General features: G+C 70.5%; 23 protein-coding genes and 2 pseudogenes. 13 read left to right on the forward strand and 12 right to left on the reverse strand.

All coding sequences use genetic code 11. From position 1 onward, the window contains the following. The first annotated feature begins 47 nt into the window (after positions 1-47). The 3 genes from EJG53_RS15440 to EJG53_RS15450 are packed head-to-tail and all read left to right on the forward strand — an operon-like array spanning position 48 to position 1758. A complete protein-coding gene (locus EJG53_RS15440) occupies positions 48-518 on the forward strand; it encodes a carboxymuconolactone decarboxylase family protein (protein WP_125045324.1) in 471 nt (156 codons plus the stop codon). Next, on the forward strand, positions 515-1006 hold the full coding sequence (locus tag EJG53_RS15445) for a carboxymuconolactone decarboxylase family protein (protein ID WP_359130539.1): 492 nt from the start codon (positions 515-517) through the stop codon (positions 1004-1006). The genes EJG53_RS15440 and EJG53_RS15445 overlap by 4 nt, the downstream gene beginning before the upstream one ends. Then, positions 1003-1758: an isocitrate lyase/PEP mutase family protein gene (locus EJG53_RS15450; protein ID WP_125045326.1), complete on the forward strand. Its 756-nt coding sequence runs from the start codon at positions 1003-1005 to the stop codon at positions 1756-1758. The genes EJG53_RS15445 and EJG53_RS15450 overlap by 4 nt, the downstream gene beginning before the upstream one ends. A 54-nt stretch (positions 1759-1812) precedes the next feature. Here EJG53_RS15450 and EJG53_RS15455 read toward each other — a convergent pair whose 3' ends face one another. Continuing rightward, positions 1813-2607, reverse strand: a complete 795-nt coding sequence (locus tag EJG53_RS15455; RefSeq protein ID WP_125045327.1) for a Clp protease N-terminal domain-containing protein — start codon at positions 2605-2607, stop codon at positions 1813-1815. Between the two features lie 95 nt (positions 2608-2702). Here EJG53_RS15455 and EJG53_RS15460 point away from each other — a divergent pair, with 95 nt between their 5' ends. From EJG53_RS15460 to EJG53_RS15470, 3 genes are all read left to right on the forward strand, one after another. Then, positions 2703-3305: a TetR/AcrR family transcriptional regulator gene (locus EJG53_RS15460; protein WP_125045328.1), complete on the forward strand. Its 603-nt coding sequence runs from the start codon at positions 2703-2705 to the stop codon at positions 3303-3305. Positions 3306-3340: 35 nt separating this feature from the next. Continuing rightward, positions 3341-4138: a YqeB family protein gene (locus EJG53_RS15465; protein WP_218041916.1), complete on the forward strand. Its 798-nt coding sequence runs from the start codon at positions 3341-3343 to the stop codon at positions 4136-4138. Between the two features lie 371 nt (positions 4139-4509). After that, positions 4510-6219: a mycolysin gene (locus EJG53_RS15470; protein ID WP_244955152.1), complete on the forward strand. Its 1710-nt coding sequence runs from the start codon at positions 4510-4512 to the stop codon at positions 6217-6219. A gap of 80 nt (positions 6220-6299) precedes the next feature. On the opposite strand, the gene EJG53_RS15475 is transcribed toward EJG53_RS15470, so the two are convergent. Next, complete coding sequence (locus EJG53_RS15475; protein ID WP_125049387.1) at positions 6300-6560, reverse strand: hypothetical protein; 261 nt, start codon at positions 6558-6560, stop codon at positions 6300-6302. Between the two features lie 239 nt (positions 6561-6799). Here EJG53_RS15475 and EJG53_RS15480 point away from each other — a divergent pair, with 239 nt between their 5' ends. The 7 genes and pseudogenes from EJG53_RS15480 to EJG53_RS15505 all read left to right on the forward strand — a co-directional run bounded on the left by EJG53_RS15480 (position 6800) and on the right by EJG53_RS15505 (position 8987). After that, positions 6800-7636, forward strand: a complete 837-nt coding sequence (locus tag EJG53_RS15480; protein ID WP_125045330.1) for a helix-turn-helix domain-containing protein — start codon at positions 6800-6802, stop codon at positions 7634-7636. Beyond that, entirely contained in the window at positions 7633-7833 is a 201-nt protein-coding gene (locus EJG53_RS15485; RefSeq protein WP_174856414.1) for a DUF397 domain-containing protein, read from the forward strand. Before EJG53_RS15480 ends, EJG53_RS15485 begins: the two co-directional genes overlap by 4 nt. Before the next feature lie 137 nt (positions 7834-7970). Then, a pseudogene (locus tag EJG53_RS41500) lies at positions 7971-8144 on the forward strand (DUF397 domain-containing protein); the annotation flags it as partial. Further along, positions 8142-8348 (forward strand): DUF397 domain-containing protein, encoded by a 207-nt coding sequence (locus EJG53_RS41505; RefSeq protein WP_174856551.1) that lies wholly within the window; start codon positions 8142-8144, stop codon positions 8346-8348. The pseudogene EJG53_RS41500 and the gene EJG53_RS41505, both read left to right, overlap by 3 nt. Before the next feature lie 13 nt (positions 8349-8361). Continuing rightward, positions 8362-8561, forward strand: a pseudogene (locus EJG53_RS15495) (DUF397 domain-containing protein). A 13-nt stretch (positions 8562-8574) separates the two neighbouring features. Continuing rightward, positions 8575-8775, forward strand: coding sequence for a DUF397 domain-containing protein (locus EJG53_RS15500; protein ID WP_125045333.1), 201 nt, complete (start codon positions 8575-8577; stop codon positions 8773-8775). 11 nt (positions 8776-8786) lie between these two features. Continuing rightward, positions 8787-8987, forward strand: coding sequence for a DUF397 domain-containing protein (locus EJG53_RS15505; RefSeq protein ID WP_125045334.1), 201 nt, complete (start codon positions 8787-8789; stop codon positions 8985-8987). An 18-nt stretch (positions 8988-9005) separates the two neighbouring features. Here the strand turns inward: EJG53_RS15505 and EJG53_RS15510 are convergent, their stop codons facing one another. The 10 genes from EJG53_RS15510 to EJG53_RS15555 all read right to left on the reverse strand — a co-directional run bounded on the left by EJG53_RS15510 (position 9006) and on the right by EJG53_RS15555 (position 20926). Then, positions 9006-10172 (reverse strand): trypsin-like serine peptidase, encoded by a 1167-nt coding sequence (locus tag EJG53_RS15510; protein WP_125045335.1) that lies wholly within the window; start codon positions 10170-10172, stop codon positions 9006-9008. Between the two features lie 168 nt (positions 10173-10340). Continuing rightward, complete coding sequence (locus EJG53_RS15515; RefSeq protein WP_125045336.1) at positions 10341-11039, reverse strand: response regulator; 699 nt, start codon at positions 11037-11039, stop codon at positions 10341-10343. A 61-nt stretch (positions 11040-11100) separates the two neighbouring features. Then, entirely contained in the window at positions 11101-11583 is a 483-nt protein-coding gene (locus EJG53_RS15520; protein ID WP_125045337.1) for a hypothetical protein, read from the reverse strand. A gap of 87 nt (positions 11584-11670) precedes the next feature. Further along, on the reverse strand, positions 11671-13350 hold the full coding sequence (locus EJG53_RS43340; protein ID WP_125045338.1) for a sensor histidine kinase: 1680 nt from the start codon (positions 13348-13350) through the stop codon (positions 11671-11673). 112 nt (positions 13351-13462) lie between these two features. Further along, positions 13463-14449: an ABC transporter substrate-binding protein gene (locus EJG53_RS15530; RefSeq protein ID WP_125045339.1), complete on the reverse strand. Its 987-nt coding sequence runs from the start codon at positions 14447-14449 to the stop codon at positions 13463-13465. Between the two features lie 2 nt (positions 14450-14451). Beyond that, on the reverse strand, positions 14452-16443 hold the full coding sequence (locus tag EJG53_RS15535) for an ABC transporter permease (protein WP_125045340.1): 1992 nt from the start codon (positions 16441-16443) through the stop codon (positions 14452-14454). After that, positions 16440-16694, reverse strand: a complete 255-nt coding sequence (locus tag EJG53_RS15540; protein ID WP_125045341.1) for a hypothetical protein — start codon at positions 16692-16694, stop codon at positions 16440-16442. The genes EJG53_RS15535 and EJG53_RS15540 overlap by 4 nt, the downstream gene beginning before the upstream one ends. Then, positions 16694-17818: a quaternary amine ABC transporter ATP-binding protein gene (locus EJG53_RS15545; protein WP_125045342.1), complete on the reverse strand. Its 1125-nt coding sequence runs from the start codon at positions 17816-17818 to the stop codon at positions 16694-16696. The genes EJG53_RS15540 and EJG53_RS15545 overlap by 1 nt, the downstream gene beginning before the upstream one ends. After that, positions 17818-19359 carry a GMC family oxidoreductase gene (locus tag EJG53_RS15550; RefSeq protein ID WP_125045343.1) on the reverse strand — a complete coding sequence of 514 codons (1542 nt, stop codon included), beginning with the start codon at positions 19357-19359 and terminating at the stop codon, positions 17818-17820. The genes EJG53_RS15545 and EJG53_RS15550 overlap by 1 nt, the downstream gene beginning before the upstream one ends. 58 nt (positions 19360-19417) lie before the next feature. Beyond that, positions 19418-20926: an aldehyde dehydrogenase family protein gene (locus EJG53_RS15555; RefSeq protein WP_125045344.1), complete on the reverse strand. Its 1509-nt coding sequence runs from the start codon at positions 20924-20926 to the stop codon at positions 19418-19420. Positions 20927-20988: the final 62 nt, after the last annotated feature.

A 20988-nucleotide genomic window follows, 5' to 3' on the forward strand; every position in this document is an offset into this window, starting at 1 on the left:
ACGAATGGACCATACCCGTGCGCCAATGGCGGCGTAGCGTCACTGGCATGACGACGAACCCCCAGCACGGGCACCATCAGCCGCGCATCGCCATCGCGCGCAACGCGCCCGAGGTGTACAAGGCGATGGTCGCCCTCGACGCGGCCGCCAAGAAGGGCCTGGACCCGGCGCTGGTCCACCTGGTGAAGATCCGCGCCTCGCAGATCAACCACTGCGCCTTCTGCCTCGACATGCACATCAAGGAGGCCCGCAAGGAGGGCGAGACCGAGGAGCGCGTGTACCTCCTCAACGCCTGGGAGGAGGCCGGCGCCCACTACACCCCGAAGGAGCAGGCCGCCTTCGCCCTGACCGAGGCCATCACCGTCCTCACCGACGGCTTCGTGCCGGACGCCGTGTACGAGCGGGCCGCCGCCCACTTCGACGAGGCCGAACTGGCCCAGTTGATCGCCCTGATCACCACCATCAACGCGTGGAACCGCTTCGGCGTGACCACCCGCATGACTCCCGGGCAGGCATGATGACGACCACCACCGGCACCACCACCGACACGAGCACCGACTCCGCACGGCTCGACTTCTACAAGCGCGCCCCGGGCGTCTACCAGCCCCTGCTGAACGCGCACATCGCCGCGAAGAAGGGCCTGGGCGACGACGTCCTGGCCGAGCTGGTCCTGATCCGCGCCTCGCAGATCAACCACTGCGCCTTCTGCCTCGACATGCACGTCAAGGACGCGCAGAAGGCCGGGGTCTCCGAGGAGCGCATCCACCTCCTCAACGCCTGGGAGGAGGCCACCGGCCACTACTCCGCCAAGGAGCAGGCCGCCCTCGCCCTGACCGAGGCCGTCACCGTCCTGACCGACGGCTTCGTGCCGGACGCGGTCTACGAGCGGGCCGCCGCCCACTTCGACGAGCGCGAACTCGCCCACCTGATCTCCCTGATCACCACCATCAACATGTGGAACCGCATCAACGTCGCGGTCCGCCAGCCCATCGGCGGCGGAGCGTGACCGCAGCCGCCTTACGCGCCCTGCACCACGGCCGGGCGGCGGACGACCCGCTCGTCCTGCCCGGCCCGTGGGACGCGGAGAGCGCGCGGATCTTCGCGGCGGCCGGTTTCCCGGCCCTGGCGACGCCGAGCGCGGGCATCGCGGCGTCGCTGGGCTACGAGGACGGGAGCACGCCGCCGGACGAGATGTTCGCGGCGGTGGCCCGGATCGTCCGGGCCGTGGACGTACCGGTGACGGCGGACCTGGAGGCCGGGTACGGGCTGCCCGCGCGGGAGCTGGTGGAACGTATCGCCGCGACCGGCGCGGTCGGCTGCAACATCGAGGACAGCGACCACCGCACCGGAGTGATCGCCGACGTGGACCGGCAGGCGGACCGGCTGGCGGAGATCCGGGCGGCGGCGGGTGGCGAGCTGGTGATCAATGCCCGTACGGACGTGTTCCTGCGGGCCACGGGCGGGCCAGGCGGCGATCAGGCCGGTCCGGCCGCCCAGGTCGAGGAAGCGGTGCGGCGCGGATTGCGGTACGCCGCCGCGGGCGCCGACTGCGTGTATCCGATCCTCGCGCCGCCGCAGGTGCTGCGGGAACTGGCGGAGCGGATCGGGCTGCCGGTCAACGCCATCGCCGTACCGGGCGGCCCGTCGCCGCGCGAACTCGGCACGCTGGGGGCTGCCCGGGTCACCTTCGGCGGCGGGTTGCACCGGCGGGCGATGGAGGGGGTACGGGCGGTGGCGGAGGCGCTCCGTACCGGCTGAGGACCGAGCTGATCTGCGGGGGTGGTGACGGCTTCGCCCACCACCCCCGCGCGATCACTTCTCCTTCTTCTGTGTGGCGTTCTCCGCGGCGTTCTCCGTGGCGCCCTGCGTGACGTTCTTCGTGGCGGCGATGATCTCGGCCAGGGCCGCCACGACGTCGGCCTCGGACGCCTCCTTGGTGACGCCGAGGCCGTGCAGTACGCCCTCGCCGTCCTCCAGTTCCAGCAGGGCGAGCAGGATGTGCTCGGTGCCGACGTAGTTGTGGCCCAGGCGCAGGGCCTCGCGGAAGGTGAGTTCCAGCGCCTTCTTCGCCTGCGCGTCGAAGGGGATCAGCGCGGGCATCTCCCCGGCCGCGGCCGGCAGCAACTCGCTCACGCGCTGCCGGACGGCTTCCAGCGTCACGCCCTGCGCCACGATCGCCCGCGCCGCGAGGCCCTCCGGCTCGGCCAGCAGGCCGAGCACCAGGTGCAGCGGGCTGATCTCGGGATTGCCCGCGGCGTGCGCCTCGTTCTGCGAGGTCACCACCACGTTCCGGGCGCGTGCCGTGTACCGGCTGAACCCCTGGCTGGGATCCAGGTCGGACGCCTCGCCGGGCGTCTTGGGCACGAACCGCTTCTGGGCGGCCTGCTTGGTGACGCCCATGCTCTTGCCGATGTCCGTCCAGGACGCCCCCGAGCGGCGGGCCTGGTCCACGAAGTGGCCGATCAGGTGGTCGGCGACCTCACCGAGGTGCTCGGCGGCGAGTACCGCGTCGGTCAACTGGTCCAGCGCGTCGGGGTGGACCTTCTTGATGGCCTCGATCAGGTCGTCGAGGCGGATCGGATGGGTGCTACGACTGGGTTCCGTCATGCGTCAACCGTAAGTTGACGCCCTGCGGTCGTCAACCCTTGGTTGACGATTCCCGCACTCCCCTTTCCTAGAGCATCTGCTCTACTATTGCGCTGATGCGTACCGTCAATGCAGAAGAGCACGCCCGCAAGCGGGCCCACATCCTCGCCGCCGCGGCCGGCGAATTCGCCGCGTACGGCGTCGACGGCACCTCCACCGCGCGCATCTGCCGCGCCGCCGGGATCGGCTCCGGCACGCTCTTCCACTACTTCGCCACCAAGCGCGACATCTTCCACGCCCTGTTCGCCGACGACCTGCCGCGCAACGCCGAAGCATGCGCCCGCGCGACCGCCGAGCAGCGGCCGGAGGACGGCATCCGCCTCCTCGTGGACCACCTGCTCACCGACCTCGCCGACCCGCTCGTACCGGGGCTCGCCGCCGCGGTCGTCTTCCAGGTCAACCGGGACGAGGAGTTCGCCCGGCTGATCATGTCCGACACCGCGCAAGTACGGGCCGCGCTGGAGACGTTGACGGCCCGGCTCGCCGAGGAGGGGCGACCGCTCCCCTTCCCGCCCGAACGGGTCGCCGCCTGGATTCAGGGACTGCTGGACGCCGCGTATCTCTCCGCCGGGGAACCGGACTTCGACGCCGCGACGCACACGGCGGAACTGCAACGCATCGTCACCTGGCTGACCGGCGCCGACGCGCCCGACGCCTGAACGCACTCACATCTCACCACAGGGGGAACCAGCCGATGACGTACGACGAGACTCCGAAGACCGTGCCACCCGCACCGAAGGTTCCGCTGTCCAAGGAGCCGTCGCCAGCACACGAGTTGACCGCACACGACCGGACGACCGTCGGCCCCACCACCGGCGAACGCGCCGTGCTGTGGGCGGGCTTCCCCGTCCTGGGCGCGGTGGCGTTGTGGCTGGTCAGCAGGGCGGCGGGCTGGGTGGCGTCGCTCCCGTGGGCCCCGATGCAGGGGCCGTTCAAGCTGATCGCCTCCGCGCCCGAACCGCTGCTGTCGATCGCTTCCGTGGCCGTCGGTGCCCTCCTCGGCCTGGCCGTCGCGTTCTTCGCCGAGCGGGAGTACGTGACCGCCGACATCGGGCCGGACCGGGCCGCACTGACCGTCGACGGGGTCACCCGGACGGTGCCGCGCGCGGCGACCGCCGCGGTCTTCCGGGACGGCAAGAACCTGGTCCTCCTCGGGCATGACACCGCCGAACTCGTCCGCCTCTGCGGCGACTTCGACGCGGACCGCTTCGCCGCCGCCTTCGAGCGGCACGGCTACCCGTGGCACCCGGACGGCGATCCGTACGCCGCCGACTTCCGCCGCTGGGTCGCCGCGCAGCCCGACCTGACCAGCGCCGCCCACGCCCTGTTCAAGGCCCGCGCGCACGCCCTGAAGAAGGGCGAGAAGAAGGACGCCGAGCAACTCCGGGAGGAACTGGCGCGGCTGGGCGTCGTCGTACGGGACGACAAGGACAAGGCGCAGCACTGGAGGCTCGTCCAGCCTGCTCAGGACACCGACGCCCCCACCGAATAAGGGCGACGCGTCACTCACGCCCATCACCGTGAGTAGTCACATCACATGACTTCCGTCGGCTCCCGAAGCAAGTGATCCCTGACACCGAACTTTTCTGTTATACCGCAACGCCGCTGGTCAGGCGCATAGTTCGCGCCTGGCCGACTCTTTTCGGCACGTCATGACATGTGCAGAGCATCGTGTAGGGTTTCGATCTCTGTCACCCAGGGTGTTGTTCTGGCCAGCGATGTGGCTGTGCCGTTGCGCGCCTCGGCACCCCGGTGGGCAGCGCGCAACTCCCGCACAGCGGTGTCCGCGTGGACCGGATCTGGTCGGCCAGATCCTGGCCGTGGACGCCGCGGAAAGGTTTGCCCATGTCCCGGAAACGGGCCTTGAAGAGACGCGTCCTGCGGCCGGTCCCCCTCGTCGCGCTGGCGGGCGCCGGCGCTTGCCTGGCCGTCGTGGTCGTACCGTCCGCCTTTGGTACGACCACGCCGTCCGGATCGGCCGCCCCGACCGCGAAGAGCGGCACCTGCACGATCCGCACCACGGGCCAGCACTCCGAAGCTCCCCCTAGCTGCCTCGGCGTCACCGCCTCCCTCGACCACCTGCCCGCCGTCGGCGAACAGGCCACGCTCACCGTGGACGTGAAGGCACAGGCGGACGTCAAGAACGCCGGCCTGGCCGTACAGCTCCCGCCCTCGCTGCGAATAGCCGACCAGGACTCCGGCCTCACCACGCCCACGACGGACGCCTTCGGCCAGCGCACCAGCCAGAAGCTGGCCCTCACGCCGGGCACCCGCTCCGTCGAGATCAAGGTCAAGGCCGTCGCGGCCGGGCCCGCGCAGATCCAGGCGGACATCAGCGACATCGACCGTCCCGACCCGCGCCGCGCCGGGCACGACTCGGTGGAACTCACCGTCGGCACCGCCAAGGGCTCCACGGACGAGGGCCTGTCGGTCGTCAAGGGCCGCGCGACCAAGGTCAACGGCCCCGGCCCCGGTCAGCGCAAGCCCCGTAAGGTCACACCCAAGACGCCCGCCCCGGCCCACGCCTCGTCGGCCGCCGCACCGGCCGCGCGCGCCCAGGTCTGCGTCGGCGGCACCTTCCGCAACCGCTTCCAGTCCGCCGAGGGCGGCAACTGGAACGCCAAGGCCAACCGCGACGAACCGGTCAGCAACGCCAACGTCACGCTGTGGGGCAAGGCGACCGCCAACGGCGCCACGCAGCGGCTCGCCACGGGCATGACCGGCAACGGCAACGGCCAGTTCAACCTCTGCTACACGCCCAGCACCGCCGTCACCTCCGCGGCCTGGGTGGAGTTCCAGACGCAGGCCGGCGGCATGTGGTCGGTGGTCGACCGCAACGGCAGCCGCTACGCGACCACCTCGTACGCGCTGAACAACGTCTCGCGCAGCACCAGCCTGGGCAACGTGTACGCCAACCAGGGACAGAGCCGCGCCTGGCACGTCCTTGACACGCTCAACAAGCTCTGGTGGAACCGCGGTTCCACCACCAACTGCTGGGCGTCCAGCCAGCAGAGCGGCCGCTGCACCCCGATCACCGTGCAGTGGTACCCCGGCTCCACCGACGGTACGTACTGGATGTCCGGCGAGGACAAGATCCACCTCGCGGACGACGACCCGGACTCCGAGCACACCACCGTGCACGAGGCCGGCCACGCCCTGATGGGCAAGCTCTACCGGGGCTGGTGGCCCCAGGTCACCAACTGCTCGCCGCACTACGTGAGCCGCACCTCCTCCGCCAGTTGCGGCTGGACCGAGGGCTTCGCGGACGCGGTGGCGTTCCACACGTTCAACGACACCACGTTCTACTGGGGCAACGGCGCCTCCCAGGACCTCGCCAACGACCGCTCCACCAGCGGCATCGACCCGGGCGACGCGTGTGAGGCCCGGGTGGCCACCGCGCTGGTCGACCTGTGGTCGCAGGTCGACGGCGACTGGACGAAGAGCAACACGATGATGGCCCAGAACCCGCAGTCCAGCTTCCGCGAGTACTTCACCACGGACCGGCCGGCCTACGGCCTGGACACCGGACAGACCGCGCGCAACATCATCTGGAAGCACACCATCTGGTACTGACGAGTACTGACGTGACCTGACACCCATGGGCCGGGCCGGCCACCAGTCGGCCCGGCCCCTACGTATGCGCCGACGCCCCCTCAATTCCGCAGCCGCTGCCGTTGCCTCCCGGTGGGCGCGGTGAAGATGCTGACGGATTCCTCCGTGTGCCGGGTGAAGCGCTTGTGCCCGGTCTCCGCCCCGTGCGCGCGAATCCACGTGTTCGACTGCATGGGATTGTCCCAACAGGCGGAACGCTCACCACACGCTTCTTCGTCGACTTCGGTGACGCACTCGGCGAAGTGGGCGCGAATTCCGGTGAGCTGGATTTCGAGGCGGGTGGTTACAGGGGGCGTCGTCATGGCCGTCCCTTTCGATCGGGAAAGGCTGGGGACAGGATCACTGTCGCCACTGGTGCGCAGGAAGAGCACGCCGTCACTTCCGCGTGAGCGCATGAGTCGGGTGAGGTGCTCCCGGCTGGAGAGCTGGTCAGGTTCACTCTTTCGGGACAAGGTTCGCTCCTTTCCGAAGAGGTTCAGCGTGTCCTACAGTCGAGACTCCATCAACGTGTCATTTGTGGCAGGAAAGTTGGCGGTAGCCCTTGAACCGCAAGGAGTTGAACCCGGACAGCAGTCCGCAGGCGGCCTTCGGGGCACGTCTGCGCAGCTCGCGCGAGAGCCATGGGTGGAAGCAGGAAGATCTGGCCGAGCACATGGGGTACTCCAGTACGCACATCTCAGCCGTTGAAACCGGTCGGAAGATTCCAACCTTGCGCTTTTCGCGCAGCGCTGACCGCGCCTTCGGCACCGAAGGGATAGCCGACACGTTCGAGCGGCAATGGCGCGAGATCAAGCACGGCGCACTGCTGGAGGGGTTCCCGGAGTTCGTGGGGCACGAAGGCCGGGCAGCGGAGATCCGGCTGTACGAAGTCGGTGTCATGCCGGGACTTCTTCAAACGTCGGATTACGCATCCGCCCTAGCCGACAGCGCTGTTAGACGGGGCGCGATCACGGCAGAGCAGGCAAGCGAGCGAGTCTCACTCGTCGCCGAGCGTCAAGCCGTGTTGCGTCGGACGTCTCCGCCGTTGGTTCTGGCAGTGCTGGATGAGAGCTGCCTGCGCCGCACCGTTGGCGAGCCTGCGGTGATGGAAGCCCAGTTTGCGCACCTGATCGACTTCGCCAAGCTCCCCAACACCATCCTTCACGTGGCCCCGTTCACCATGGGTGCGGATAGGCCGTTCGACTTGCCGATCACGGTGATCACGCTGATGGACCGTTCTCTGATGTCGTACGCGGAGTCAGCCCAGCGAGGGCACCTCGAACGAGAATGCACCTCGGTAGTGCCCCTACTGACGGCCTACCATCAGTTACAGGCCGCAGCCCTCTCTCAGTCGGCTTCCGTGGCCATGATCGAACAGCTAAGAAAGGGCACACCGTGACCACCGAACCCCTCCACTGGTTCAAGTCCTCCTACAGCAACAACGGCGGTCAGTGCATAGAGGTCGCCACCAACCTCGCCGTCTCGCACGGCGTGGTCCCCGTCCGCGACTCCAAGAACCCCAACGGCCCACACCTGACGCTCAGCACGGACGCATGGTCCGGCCTGGTCGAGTTCGCCCGGCACACGGCCGTCTGACCTCAGCAGAGCGGCCACGGCCCCGCTACTCCCCCACGGAGCAGCGGGGCTTTCGCATGGTCACATGTTTCGCCAATCAGGTTGCGGGATAGACCCGTTGACGTGCTAGCCCCCAAGCGGCTACGAGAGGGCACCCCATGACCGCCGAGACCCCCCACTGGTTCACGTCCTCGTACAGCGAGAACGGCGGCGCCTGCGTAGAGGCCGCCACCAACCTCGTCACCTCACGAGGCGTGGTCCCCGTCCGCGACTCCAAGAACCCCAACGGCCCGGTCCTGACCCTGACCCCCGGCGCCTGGACCGGACTCATCCAGTTCGCCCAGCAGGCCCCCCGCTGGCTCAAGTCCTCGTACAGCGACAACGGCGGCCAGTGCGTAGAAGCCGCCATCAACCTCATTGCTTCGCGCGGCGTGGTGTCGGTCCGGGACTCCAAGGACCCCGACGGGCCGGTCCTGTCCCTCGCCCCGGACGCATGGGCCGGGCTGATCTCGTTCGCCCGGCAGGCAGGCATCTGAGGGAGGCCACCTCGTGACCACCGAAACCCCACGCTGGTTCAAGTCCTCCTACAGCGAGAACGGCGGCGTCTGCATCGAAGTCGCAACCAACCTCATCACCACACTCGGAGTGATCCCGTCCGCGACTCCAAGGATCCGGACGGACCGGTCCTGACCCTGACCCCCGACGCCTGGTCCGAACTGGTCCGGTACGCACGGCACGCCTCTCTCTGAGAAAGGGCCTTCCGTGACAACCGAATCGCCCCGCTGGTTCAAGTCCTCCTACAGCAACAACGGTGGCGCCTGCGTAGAGGCCGCCACCAACCTCCTCACCACACACGGCACGGTCCCCGTCCGCGACTCCAAGGTTCCGGACGGCCCCGTCCTGACCCTCACGCCGGACGCATGGGCCGGACTGATCGAGTTCGCCCGGCAAGCCGGCATCTGAGAGAGGCCCCCGTGACCACCGAACCACCCCGCTGGTTCAAGTCCTCCTACAGTGACAACGGTGGCGCCTGCCTGGAAGCCGCCACCAACCTCATCGCCTCGCACGGCGTAGTGCCCGTCCGCGACTCCAAGACCCCGGACGGACCGGTCCTCACACTCACCCCGGACGCCTGGACCGAGCTGCTCCAGTACGCCCGCCTCACCCCCACCTGACCCCGGCGGCGAAGCCGCCTACGCGAACTTCTGGCTGATCCCCATGAACACCCGCTTCGCCTCCACGCCCAGATGCGGGCCGGCCAGCCACGTGTGGTTCAGGGAGCCGATGGAGCTGTTGGAGACCAGGTACGTGCGGCCGCCGTAGTTCGTGAACCAGCCGCCGCCGGACGTGCCGCCGGTCATCGTGCAGCCGATGCGGTACATCGTGGGGGTGCCCTGGGCCATCGTGAGGCGGCCGGGGCGGGCGGGGCAGTTCATCATGCGGGCGCCGTCGTACGGGGGCGCCGCCGGGTAGCCGAATGCCTGGAGGCCGCTGACGCGGTCCGGCGAGGGTGCGCCGAACCAGACCGGCAGCGCGGCGCCGACGGTTTCCTGGAGCGACTTGCCGCCACCCCCTTCCGGCTGGACGTGCAGGACGGCGAAGTCGTACGCGGAACCGGCATTGCCGGACTTGGTGCTGCCCATGTCGATCCACTCACCGGACGTGGTGGCCCAGTTCGCCCACCACACCCCGTACGGCGCGACCTCCTGCGCCGGGGCCCGGCCGACCTGGCTCATGGGCAGGCCCTCGTCGTTGTAGGACGGCACGAAGACGATGTTGCGCATCCAGCCGCCGCTCCGGCCGGTGTGCACGCAGTGGCCCGCGGTCCACACCAGGTTCGACTCGCCGGGGTGCGCCGGGTCCTCCACGACGGTGCCGGAGCAGACCATCGGGCCCTGCGGGCTGTCAAACATGATCTTGCCTATGGGGGCCATGTGCTGGTGGTACGGCCGGGCCACCTGCCGGGCCTGGACCGGGCGCGGTTCCGGGTCGCTGCCGCCGGCGTCGCCCGCGTTCTGGGTGGTGACGTCCGGTGTGTCCCTGGCCTCGGCCATCCGGGACGGGTTCCACAGGTCCTTGATGACGGGGTTGACGAACTCGGACGCCTCGCGGGCCCACTGGTCCCAGTCCTTCCACCCGCCCTTCTGCCACTTCTTGACGTCGTCGAGGCTGGTGGGCAGCCCGCTCGGCAGGCCGGAACCGCCCGCGTCCGCCCCCGCCTCGCCGCCGCCCCGGTGGTCCGCGGCCGCCGAACTGCCGGGCGCGGCGACCTTGTCGTCCTGCGGGCCGCAGGCGGTCGCGGTGGCGAACAGTGCGACCGCCGCGGCGGCGGCCGCTGCGGTACGGCGTATGACAGGCATGGAGCGTGTTCCCCTTGGTTGTGCGTCCGGAGAGGTGTCATGTCGTCGACATGCCCCCGGCCGGGGGCGCTTCTACTATGCCTGGGCTTCACGCGGGGACGGTGACGAGGGGTTGCGTTGTACCCCAACTTTTTTACGGACCGTGACCCGCGGTTCGGATGCGGCGCCTCAGCCCGTCAGCCCCGCCTGATGCGCCAGCAGTGCCGCCTGTACGCGGCTCTGGGTGCCGGTCTTGTCGAGGATGCGCCCGACGTGGGTCTTGACGGTGCCCAGGCCGATCTCCAGGCGGCTGCCGATGTCCAGGTTCGACAGGCCCTGGCCGAGCATCGCCAGGACCTCCCGCTCCCGGTCGGTCAGCGCGGCGAGCCGCTGGTCGGGGGCGGCCGCGCCGTCGGGGGCGCCGATCCGGCCGCCGCCCTGGAGCATCCGCCTGACGACATGGCCGGTCACGCCGGGCGAGAGCACCGCGTCGCCGGCCGCCGCGGCCCGTACGGCGCTGATCAGCTCCTGCGGGCCCTCGTCCTTGAGCAGGAAGCCGCTGGCACCGGCCTGGAGGGCACGGGTGACGTTCTCCTCGTCGCCGAAGGTGGTGAGCATGACGACCTGCGGCTTGGGGTCGAGCCGTACCAATTGCTCGATGGCGGCGAGGCCGTCGAGGACGGGCATCCGGATGTCGACGAGCGCGACGTCGACCGGCATGCGGGCGGCCAGTTCGACTGCCTCGGCGCCGTTGGCGGCCTCCGCGACGACGTCGATGTCCTCGGCGTGCTTGAGGATGAGACGGACACCGTGCCGGATCATTTCCTCGTCGTCGGCGAGAAGGACTCGGACGGGCTGTGCGGCTCGCGCGCCGGGGAGATCGCTCATGCGCCCAGGCTAGCGGGGCGCATGAGCGGGGCCGGGGCCGTCAAACGGTCGGTGCCCTCACTCACTCCGGGTCCATGGGCACACCGAAGCTGAACTCCCCGCCCGGCTCCTCGCGCAGTGAATCGGGAACTCCGCCCACTCCGGCCAGCAGGGCCTCGGCCATGCCCCGCGTCAGCCGCGCGTCCGGCCGGGGTGCGGGACCTGGGGTCGGCGGGGCTTCCTGAGTGGGCCGCCCGCCGCCCCAGGACGTGTGGCGGGGCAGGGAGACATTGCCGGTACCCGGTCCCATGAAGGCCGCGGTGTCCGCGGCGACGATCACCCGGGCCCAGGTCTTGCCGCGGTCGGGGACGTGCTCGCTGAAGACGGTCAGCCGCACCAGTCCGTTGCCGTCGTCCATGCCCCAGGGCAGGGTCCACTCCAGCGCCCCCGGCACGGGGTCCATCCAGGTCCCGGCGCGCCGTTCGCGCCGGTGCACTTCCCGGCACGCCGCCAGCACCGGCTCCAGGTACCGGATCACGTACGCGTGCCAGATTTCCACGGCCATGGTGCTCCCCTCGACAGCCGACAGGCGATAGGCGGCAATCGGCGACGGTAGCCGCAGCGGCCCGGTCACGGCGGTCGGTTCGGGGCATCAGCGGACCGCGGGCACCCAGAACCTGTCGATGTCGGTCAGTACGTCGGCACGGAAGCAGTACCGGGTGAGTTCCAGCCGCCCGCCCAGGGCCTCCTCGCCGGTGTACGGGAAGATGCACTCCGTGCCGCTGGGCCGGCGCGGCTCGTGGCCTGCTGCGGCGGCGCGGGCGAGGTCGTTGTCGTACAGGTACGCGGACTGGACGTCCTGGCGGCTCATGCCGACGTGGATGCTGTCCGGGGAGAGCTGTTCCTGGACCGGGCGGGAGCTCTGCACCAGGACCAGCCCGAACGCCAGCATCGTCCCCACTCCGACGAGACCGAGGAAGCCGGTCGCCAGGCCGGGCAGGTGGCGCAGGATGCCGGGCAGGGCGCCGGACTGGTGGTGTTCCTCGGCGGCGAGGGAGGCGGGGGAGGTTTCCGGGTGTGCGGCGGATGCCGCGGGTGCGGCGGGGTGTGCGGGGACGGTTGCCTCGACGAGGAAGCCGCCGACGCCGGTCGGGCCGGTGCGCAGTGCGCCGCCGAGCAGGCCGACCCGTTCGCGCAGGCCGGTCAGGCCGCGGCCGGTGCCGAGGCCGGTGGTGGCCTCGGGGGGTGCCGGGGGCGCGCCGTTGCGGACGGTGACGCGTACGCGGTCGTCGGTGTGCTCCACGGTCAGTTCGACGGACGCGCCGGCCGCGTAGCGGTGGACGTTGGTCAGCGACTCGCGGACGACGCGGTGCACCGCGCGCCGTACCCGGGGTTCCAGGGCGTCGAGGTCGGGGCCCTGCCAGCGGACGGTGACGGCGATGCCCGCGGCGCGGGACTCCTCGGCCAGCGCGTCGATGTCCGCGCGGGTACCGGTGGCGTCGGTGAGGGCGCCGGTGCCGGTGTCGCGGCCGAGCGGGCCGAGGACGCCGAGGACCGCGCGCAGTTCGTTCATGGCGTCCCGGGTGGCGGCGCGGACCTGTGCGGCCTCGTCCTTCAGCTCGGGTGCCTTGGTGGCGAGGGCCATCTCCAGGCCGCCGCTGTGCAGGGAGATCAGGCTGAGGCGGTGGCCCACCAGGTCGTGCATCTCGGCCGCTATCCGGGAGCGCTCCTCGACGCGGGACGCGCTGTCGGTCAGCCGCCGGGCCTCTTCCGCGGCGGCGGCACGTTCCCGCAGGGCGACGACCAGGCGGTCCTGCTGCCCGCGCGAGCTGCCGACCAGGCCGGGGATGAGGACGCCGACACCGCCGACGACCAGGCCCAGGGCGAAGCCGTAGCGCCAGCTCCCGTACCCGGTGCAGACCGTGCCGACGACGGCGGTGAGCACGGGGATCACGGTGGCGGTGAACAGGACGACGGTACGGCGGCGGGGGCCTTCGACGCGGCGGATCGCGTCGAAGGCGACGAGGGCGGTGAGCATCCCGCCGATCGGCAGGGCGCCCGCCACCGCGGCGAGGATCAGCAGGCAGGTGACGGGGATACGCCTGCGGAAGGGCAGCAGCACCGCCGCCCCGGCGGACAGGGCCAGTTTCCCTTCGAACGGCAGGAGATCGGAATAGCCCAGCTCTTCGGACCCCAAGACCCCCAGGGCAACCGGGCCGGCCAGGTAGACGAAGGCCGTGCCGACCTCGAAGAGGACGGCCAGGCGGCGCCGCTTGTGCCGTCGCGGCGGTGCGGCCTCGTACGGCCGGGGCGTCGGCGGCGTGAAGGGCATGGTCCCGATTATCCGTACGGCCGCGGCGGAATCGCTGGAACCTGGGGAGGAGGAAGGGCCGGGCGGGTCTGTCCGAAGACAGACCCGCCCGGCCCCGGCAGGCTCGCCGCCGCTACTTCTCGGGCAGCCACTTCTTCCAGATGTCCGGGTGCTTCTCCACCCACCGCTTGCCCGCCTCGTCGGCGGACAGGCCGTCGGAGGCGATCATCTCGGAGACCTCGTTCTGGTTTTCCTTGGTCCACTTGAAGTTCTTCAGGAACGCCGCGGCCTCGGAGCCGCCCTTGGCGAATTCGGTGTTGAAGAACTTCTGGAGCGGTGTCGTCGGATAGGCGCAGTCGATGCTCGACGGGTCCTTCGCGCCCTTCTCCGCGCAGGCGTCGGTGTACTCGGGGAGTTTCACCTCGACCATCGGCACCTGGTTGAACAGCCACTGCGGCTCGTACCAGTACGTCAGGAACGGCTTCTTCTGCTTGGCGAACTGCTGGATCTGGGTGATCTGCGCCGCCTCGGAACCCGCGAAGACGACCTCGAAGTCCAGCTTGAGGTTCTTCACCAGCGCCTTGTCGTTGGTGACGTAGGACGGGGAGCCGTCCATGAGCTGGCCCTTGCTGCCGCTCTCGGAGGTGCGGAGCTGGTCGGCGTACTTGTTGAGGTTCTTCCAGTCGGTGACGTCGGGGTGCTTGTCGGCCCAGTACTTGGGGACCCACCATCCGATGTGGCCGGTGACGCCGTTGCCGCCGCCCGCCGTGATCGTCTTCTTGTCCTTGACGTACCGCTGCTCCTGGTCGGGGTGGCCCCAGTCCTCCAGGATGGCGTCCACCCGGCCCTGGCTGAGCGCGTCCCAGGCGGGGATCTCGTCCACCTGGACCGTGTCGACGTGGTAGTCCAGCTCGTGTTCGAGCAGGTACTTGGCCACCGCGACGTTGGCCTGCGCGCCGACCCAGGTCTGCGTGGACAGCGTCACGGACTTGGCGCCGCCCTGCGCCTGGAAGGGCGAGCCCTGCTTGGTCATGTCGGCCTTGCCGCAGCCGGAGAGGGCGAGCAGCGTCGCCCCCGCCAGTCCGGCGGCCCCCAGTACGCGTATACGGGTACGGGACATGGTCAGGCTCCCTTCCCCGTCGTACGGCGCTGCGTCGGCTGGGTGACCCGGTCGAGCATCAGGCCCAGGCAGACGATGGCCACACCCGCGACCAGGCCGAGGGCCAGGTCGCCGGTCGCCAGGCCGGTGACGACGTCGTAGCCGAGCGCGCCACCGCCCACCAGGCCGCCGATGATGACGACGGCGAGGACGAGGACGACGCCCTGGTTGACGGCCAGCAGCAGCGCGGGCCGGGCCAGCGGGAGCTGCACCTGCCGCAGGGTCTGCCAGCGGGTGGCGCCGAGCGAGCGGGCGGACTCCATCGCGGCCGGGTCGACCTGCCGCAGGCCCTGGGTGGTGATGCGGATGACCGCGGGCAGCGCGTACACGACGGCGGCGGCAGCGGCCGGGGCGCGGCCCACGGCGAACAGCGCGACCACCGGGATCAGGTACACGAACTGCGGCATGGTCTGCATGACGTCCAGCACCGGGCGCAGGATCGCCTCCAGGCGCTTGCTGCCCGCGGCGAGGATGCCGACGGCGAAGCCCAGCACCAGGGTCACCGCGAGGGCGGCGAGGACCTGGGAGAGGGTGTTCATGGACGGCTTCCAGACGCCCAGGACGCCGATGGCGGCCATCGCGAGCGTCGCGGTCAGCGCGGTGCGCCAGGTGCCGATCAGCCAGGACAGCGCGGCGACGATCAGCAGCGCGCCCCACCAGGGCAGCGCGGTCAGGCCGTCGCGCAGCGGGTCCAGGACCCAGGAGGTGAAGTGCGCGGCCCAGTCGGCGGTACCGCCGACGACCGGGACCCCGGAGTAGAGGTGGTCGACCATCCACTCCTTGAAGTCGTTGACCGGGCGGGCGATGGCCACCGTCCAGCCGGACGGCCAGACGGTCGAGCCGGCCAGCCGCCCTGCGGCGGTCACCAGCGCGGTGAGGACGGCGATACCGGCCCAGGCGCGCCAGCCACGCAGCAGCTTCGGGCCGCGGGCGACCGGGTCGGCGCCCATCCGTTCACCGGCGGCGGCGGTCGTCCGGTCCATGACGATGGCGAGCAGCACGATCGGTACGGCGGCGGCGAGCGCGGCGCCGACGTCCACCGAGGCGAGGGCCTGGTAGACGCGATCACCGAGGCCGGCCGCGCCGATCATGGAGGCGATGACGGCCATGGACAGCGCCATCATGATCGTCTGGTTGAGGCCGAGCAGCAGTTCCTTGCGGGCCAGCGGCAGGCGGGCGGTCAGCAGCCGCTGCCGGCCGGTCGCGCCGAGGGAGGAGACGGCCTCCAGGACGCCGGGGTCGGCGCCGCGCAGGCCGAGCGCGGTGAGCCGGGCCATCGGCGGGGCCGCGTAGACGACGGTGGCCAGCAGCGCGGCGGGCACGCCGATGCCGAAGACCAGCACGACGGGCAGGAGGTACGCGAAGGCCGGCAGTACCTGCATGGTGTCCAGCACCGGCCGCAGGATCTTGAACAGCCGCTCGGAGAGGCCGCCCGCGAGTCCCAGCAGCGCGCCCACGACGACCGAGGCGACGACCGCCACGATCATCAGGGCGAGGGTCTGCATGGTCGGCAGCCACATGTCCAGGACGCCGCTGACGGCGAAGGAGAGGAGCGCGGTCGCGGCGATGCGGACGCCCGCGACGCGCCAGGCGACGAGGGTGACGCCCGCGGTGACGCCGGTCCAGCCGAGCAGCAGCAGGAGCTGGTAGACGGCGCGTACGGAGATCACGACGGCGTTGCTGAGGTGGCCGAGGAAGTACACGAACAGCGGGTGGCTGTCGCGGTTGTCGATGATCCAGTCGCTGGTCCGGCCGAGCGGGCCGGTCAGGTCGACGGTCAGGTCGCTCGGCCAGGTGCCGCTGGACCACTTGGCGTGGGCGAGCGGTACGAGGACCGCCGCGGCGACGGCGAGCACGAGGATCTTGCGGAGGCCGCGGCTCCGGAGGGCGGCCTGGAGGGCGCCCGGCTGGTCGGGCGCGGTGGCGGGGCTTGCGGTGGGGGTGGCGGCCGTCATGCGCGCCCCCGCTTCACCGTGCCGGCCGGCACCTGCATCGCCGCGGCGCGCTGGGCCTCGTGCCAGCGGCGCCGTACGACGGCACGGAGCCGGTCCGCCAGGGAGTGGACTGCAGGGACTTGGCGGATACGGTCCCGGGTCGGCGGCTGGAGCGTCCGCACCTGGGCGGGAGCGACCCGCACGGGCCGCCGGGTCGGCGGCCAACCGGCCGCTATCGCGGCGGCGTTGGCGGTACTGGAATGCGCGGACATCAGGCAGCCACCTCGCCGGCGTCAATGCGGGCGACGACGTTCAGCAGGCAGGTGCTGTCCACGACGCCCAGGCAGCGCTTGCCGTCCATCACGCGGGCCGAGCCGCCGGAGCGGGCGACGGCCTCGATGGCGTCGGCGACCAGGGTGTCCGGCGCGAGCGCCGCTCCGGTCTCCGACTCGCCGTCCTCGGCCGGGCGCATGGCGCGCCGTACGGTCAGCACCCGTTCGCGCGGGACGTCCTGGACGAAGTCGCGGACGTACTCGTCGGCCGGGGAGCCCACGATCTCCTCGGGCGTGCCGAGTTGAACGATTTTCCCGTCGCGCATCAGGGCGATCCGGTCACCGATGCGCAGCGCCTCGGCGAGGTCGTGCGTGATGAAGACCATGGTGCGGCCCTCGTCCTCGTGCAGCCGGACGACCTCTTCCTGCATGTCCCGCCGGATCAGCGGGTCGAGCGCGCTGAACGGCTCGTCGAACAGCAGGACTTCGGGGTCCACGGCGAGCGCGCGGGCGAGTCCGACGCGCTGCTGCTGGCCGCCGGACAACTGTCCGGGGCGGCGGTTCTCCAGCCCCGCGAGGCCGACCTTCTCCACCATCTCGGCGGCACGTTCCCGGCGTTCGGCGCGCGGCACGCCCTGGATCTCCAGGCCGTACGCGACGTTGTCGATGACCGAGCGGTGCGGCAGCAGGCCGAAGTGCTGGAAGACCATCGCGGCGCGGCGGCGGCGCAGTTCGCGCAGCTTGGTCTTGTCCATGGCGCGGACGTCCTCGCCGTCCATGTCCAGGCCGCCGCTGGTCGGCTCGATGAGCCGGGTCAGACAGCGCACGAGGGTGGACTTGCCGGAGCCCGACAGGCCCATGACGACGAAGACCTCGCCCTTGTGGACGTCGAAGCTGACGTCGCGGACGGCGGCCGTGCAGCCGGTCCGCTCACGCAGTTCCTGCGCGGACAGACCGGTCAGCTCGTCGTCCTCCGGGACGCGCTCGGCCTTGGGGCCGAAGACCTTCCACAGGTTGCGGACGGAGAACACGACGTCCCGGGGGTCCCGGGGGTTGCCGGCCGCCAGATTGTCGGCGGCCTCGCGGGGCTGGGGTATACCGGCTTCGGGGGCGGTGGCGGCCATCACGCACCACCTCCCTGGGTCGGGGAATCAACCAGCAGCTCAGCCGCCTTCTCCCCCACCATCAGCACGCCCAGCATCGGGTTGACGGCGGGCATCGTCGGGAAGACCGACGCGTCGGCGATCCGGATGTTGGACAGCCCGCGGATCTTCAGCTCGGGGTCGACGACCGCCATCCTGTCGTCCTTGGCGCCCATCTTGCAGGTGCCGGCCGGGTGGTAGACGGTGTGCGCGGCCTTGCGGACCAGCTCGCTGATCTCTTCGTCGTCGGTCACCTCGGGGCCGGGGAAGACCTCACGCTTGAGCCACTTCTTGAACGGCTCGGCCTGGGCGACCTTACGGGCCAGCTTGATGCCGTCCACGAGGGTCTTGCCGTCGTAGTCGTCCTCGTCCTCGAAGTACTTGAAGTCGAGCGCGGGCTTGACCTCGGGGTCGGCGGAGGTGAGGTAGAGGCGGCCGCGCGACCGGGACTTGGGGATGTTCGGCGTCATCGACACGCCGTGCTCGGGGCGTTCGTAGCCCAGTCGCTCCGGGTTGTCGGTGAACGGGATCTGGTAGAAGTGGAACATCAGGTCCGGGCCCTTGTGGTCCGGGTCCCGCTTCACGAACAGGCCCGCGTCGGAGTCCATCGCGGAGTTGTCCGGCAGCGGTCCGTTGGTCTCCCAGACGATGACCGACTCGGGGTGGTCGATCAGGTTCTCGCCGACGCCCGGCAGGTCGAGCTTGCACTCGATGCCCAGCGCTTCCAGGTCCTGCTTCGGGCCGATGCCCGAGTGCATCAGCAGCCGCGGCGTGTCCACCGCGCCCGCGCACACCAGCACCTCGCGCGCGGCCTCGACGTAGACCTCCTCGCCGTCCTTGGTACGGACGTGGACGCCCTTGGCGGTGGCGCCGTCCAGCTCCAGCTTGGTCGCCCAGGTCTCCAGCATCAGCGTGAGGTTGGGCCGGTCACCGGCCTCCATGTGGGGGTGGAGGTACGCGACCGAGGCGGAGGAACGCTTGTTGTTCTCCGGGTGGTACGACAGGTCGAAGAACCCGACGCCCTCCTCGAACGGCTGGTCGTTGAAGCCGACGATCTCGGGTACGCCGAGGGCGGTCTTGGTGGCCTCGATCCAGTCGGTGGCGATCTGGTTCTGGTCCTTCTTCGCCACCCGCACGATGTTGTTGCGCAGCTTGCCGAAGTAGGGGTCCATGGCCTTGGCGCCCCAGCCGGTGGCGCCCGCCGCCTCCCACTCGTCCCAGTCGGACGGCAGCGGCTTGAAGGAGATCAGGGTGTTGTGCGACGAGCAGCCGCCCAGCACCTTGGCGCGGCTGTGCAGGATGTGCGAGTTGCCGCGGGGCTGTTCGGTGGTGGTGTACTCGTAGTCCAGCTCGCCGCCGAGCAGGCCGAGCCACTTGCGCAGCGTCAGCACGTCCTCGCGGTCGATGTCGGAGGGGCCGCCTTCGATGACGGCGACCGTCACGTTCGGGTCCTCGGTGAGCCGGGAGGCGATCACCGATCCGGCGGTGCCACCGCCGACGATCACGTAGTCGTACACGGGCATGAGGTGGTGCTCCTTCTGCAAAGTTCGTGCGAGCGTGGTGCGGTGAACAGACGGGGCCTCAGCCCGCGAACCAGCGGACCGGTTCCGGCCGGAGGTTCTCGTAAACGTGCTTGCTCTCGCGGTACTCGTCCAGACCCGCGGGGCCCAGTTCCCGGCCGATGCCGGACTTGCCGAAGCCGCCCCACTCGGCCTGCGGGAGGTACGGGTGGAAGTCGTTGATCCAGATGGTGCCGTGCCGCAGACGGGCGGCGACCCGGCGGGCGCAGGCGGTGTCGGCCGACCAGACGGCGCCGGCCAGCCCGTACTCGGTGTCGTTGGCCAGCGCGACGGCCTCGTCCTCGGTCGTGAACGTCTCCACGGTCAGGATCGGGCCGAAGGTCTCCTCGCGGATCACCTTCATGTCGCGGTGGCAGCCGTCCAGGACGGTCGGGCTGTAGAAGTAGCCGGTGGCCGGGCGGACATCGCTGGGCTCGGGACGGCGTCCGCCGCACCGCAACTGCGCGCCCTCCTGAAGGGCGGAGGCCACGTACGCCTCCACCTTCTCCAACTGCTGCTGCGAGACGAGCGGGCCGCACTCGACGCCCTCCTCGGTGCCGCGGCCCAGCTTGATCTTCTCGGCGCGGCGGGCCAGTTCGGCGACGAAACGGTCCCGCACCGACTCCTCGATGATCAGGCGGGCGCCGGCCGAGCAGACCTGGCCGCTGTGCGCGAAGGCGGCGTTCAGCGCCTGGTCGACGGCGGTGTCGAAGCCCTCGTCGGTGGCGCAGGAGTCGGCGAAGACGACGTTCGGGTTCTTGCCGCCCAGCTCCAGCGCGATCTTCTTGGCGCCCGCGACGGCGGCCGCACCGGCCTTCGTGCCGCTGACCAGCCCGCCCGTGAAGGAGAACAGGTCCACGTCCGGGTGCTCGGCCAGCCGCTGGCCGACCGGCAGGCCCGCGCCGGTGACGATGTTGGCGACGCCGGCCGGCAGCCCGGCCTCGACCAGCAGCTTGACGAGATACACCGTCGAGAGCGGCGTGACCTCACTCGGCTTGATGACGAAGGTGTTGCCCGCGGCGAGCGCCGGGGCGATCTTCCAACTCGCCTGGAGCAGCGGGTAGTTCCACGGCGTGATCATCGCGCAGACGCCGACCGGCTCGTGCACGACAACGCTGTGCACGTCGGGACTGCCCGCGTCCACGACCCGGCCGCCGCTCTCGTTGATCACCAGGTCCGCGAAGTACCGGAAGGCGTTGGTGACGTCGTCCACGTCGACCCGGCCCTCTTCGAGGGTCTTGCCGGTGTCCCGGCTCTCGATGAGGGCGATCTTCTCGCGGTCCCGCTGGAGCAGGTCCGCGACCCGCCGCAGCAGTGCGGCCCGCTCCGCGACGAGGGTGCGGGGCCACGCACCCGCCCCGCCGTCGAACGCGCGACGCGCCGCCTCGACCGCCGCGTCGGCGTCCTCGACGCCGCCCTCGGCGACGACTTCGAGCGTCTTCGCATCGGCGGGGTCCAGGATCTCCCGCGTGGCGCCGGATACGGCGGAGCGCCACACCCCGTCTACGTGAATCGTCTCGCTTGCCGACACGTCTGTTCTGCCTTTCGACTTCCGGTTTGTTGCCACTGGTTCACACCAGCAACGAGGACCCC

Source organism: Streptomyces chrestomyceticus JCM 4735 (assembly GCF_003865135.1).
Classification (GTDB): Bacteria; Actinomycetota; Actinomycetes; order Streptomycetales; family Streptomycetaceae; genus Streptomyces; species Streptomyces chrestomyceticus.

Coding starts and splice junctions, on each gene's coding strand:
- EJG53_RS15440 (WP_125045324.1), top strand. CDS start 48: ATGACGACGAACCCCCAGCACGGGCACCATCAGCCGCGCATCGCCATC.
- EJG53_RS15445 (WP_359130539.1), top strand. CDS start 515: ATGATGACGACCACCACCGGCACCACCACCGACACGAGCACCGACTCC.
- EJG53_RS15455 (WP_125045327.1), bottom strand. CDS start 2,607: ATGACGGAACCCAGTCGTAGCACCCATCCGATCCGCCTCGACGACCTG.
- EJG53_RS15460 (WP_125045328.1), top strand. CDS start 2,703: ATGCGTACCGTCAATGCAGAAGAGCACGCCCGCAAGCGGGCCCACATC.
- EJG53_RS15465 (WP_218041916.1), top strand. CDS start 3,341: ATGACGTACGACGAGACTCCGAAGACCGTGCCACCCGCACCGAAGGTT.
- EJG53_RS15475 (WP_125049387.1), bottom strand. CDS start 6,560: ATGACGACGCCCCCTGTAACCACCCGCCTCGAAATCCAGCTCACCGGA.
- EJG53_RS15510 (WP_125045335.1), bottom strand. CDS start 10,172: ATGCCTGTCATACGCCGTACCGCAGCGGCCGCCGCCGCGGCGGTCGCA.
- EJG53_RS15515 (WP_125045336.1), bottom strand. CDS start 11,039: ATGAGCGATCTCCCCGGCGCGCGAGCCGCACAGCCCGTCCGAGTCCTT.
- EJG53_RS15520 (WP_125045337.1), bottom strand. CDS start 11,583: ATGGCCGTGGAAATCTGGCACGCGTACGTGATCCGGTACCTGGAGCCG.
- EJG53_RS43340 (WP_125045338.1), bottom strand. CDS start 13,350: ATGCCCTTCACGCCGCCGACGCCCCGGCCGTACGAGGCCGCACCGCCG.
- EJG53_RS15530 (WP_125045339.1), bottom strand. CDS start 14,449: ATGTCCCGTACCCGTATACGCGTACTGGGGGCCGCCGGACTGGCGGGG.
- EJG53_RS15535 (WP_125045340.1), bottom strand. CDS start 16,443: ATGACGGCCGCCACCCCCACCGCAAGCCCCGCCACCGCGCCCGACCAG.
- EJG53_RS15540 (WP_125045341.1), bottom strand. CDS start 16,694: ATGTCCGCGCATTCCAGTACCGCCAACGCCGCCGCGATAGCGGCCGGT.
- EJG53_RS15545 (WP_125045342.1), bottom strand. CDS start 17,818: ATGGCCGCCACCGCCCCCGAAGCCGGTATACCCCAGCCCCGCGAGGCC.
- EJG53_RS15550 (WP_125045343.1), bottom strand. CDS start 19,359: ATGCCCGTGTACGACTACGTGATCGTCGGCGGTGGCACCGCCGGATCG.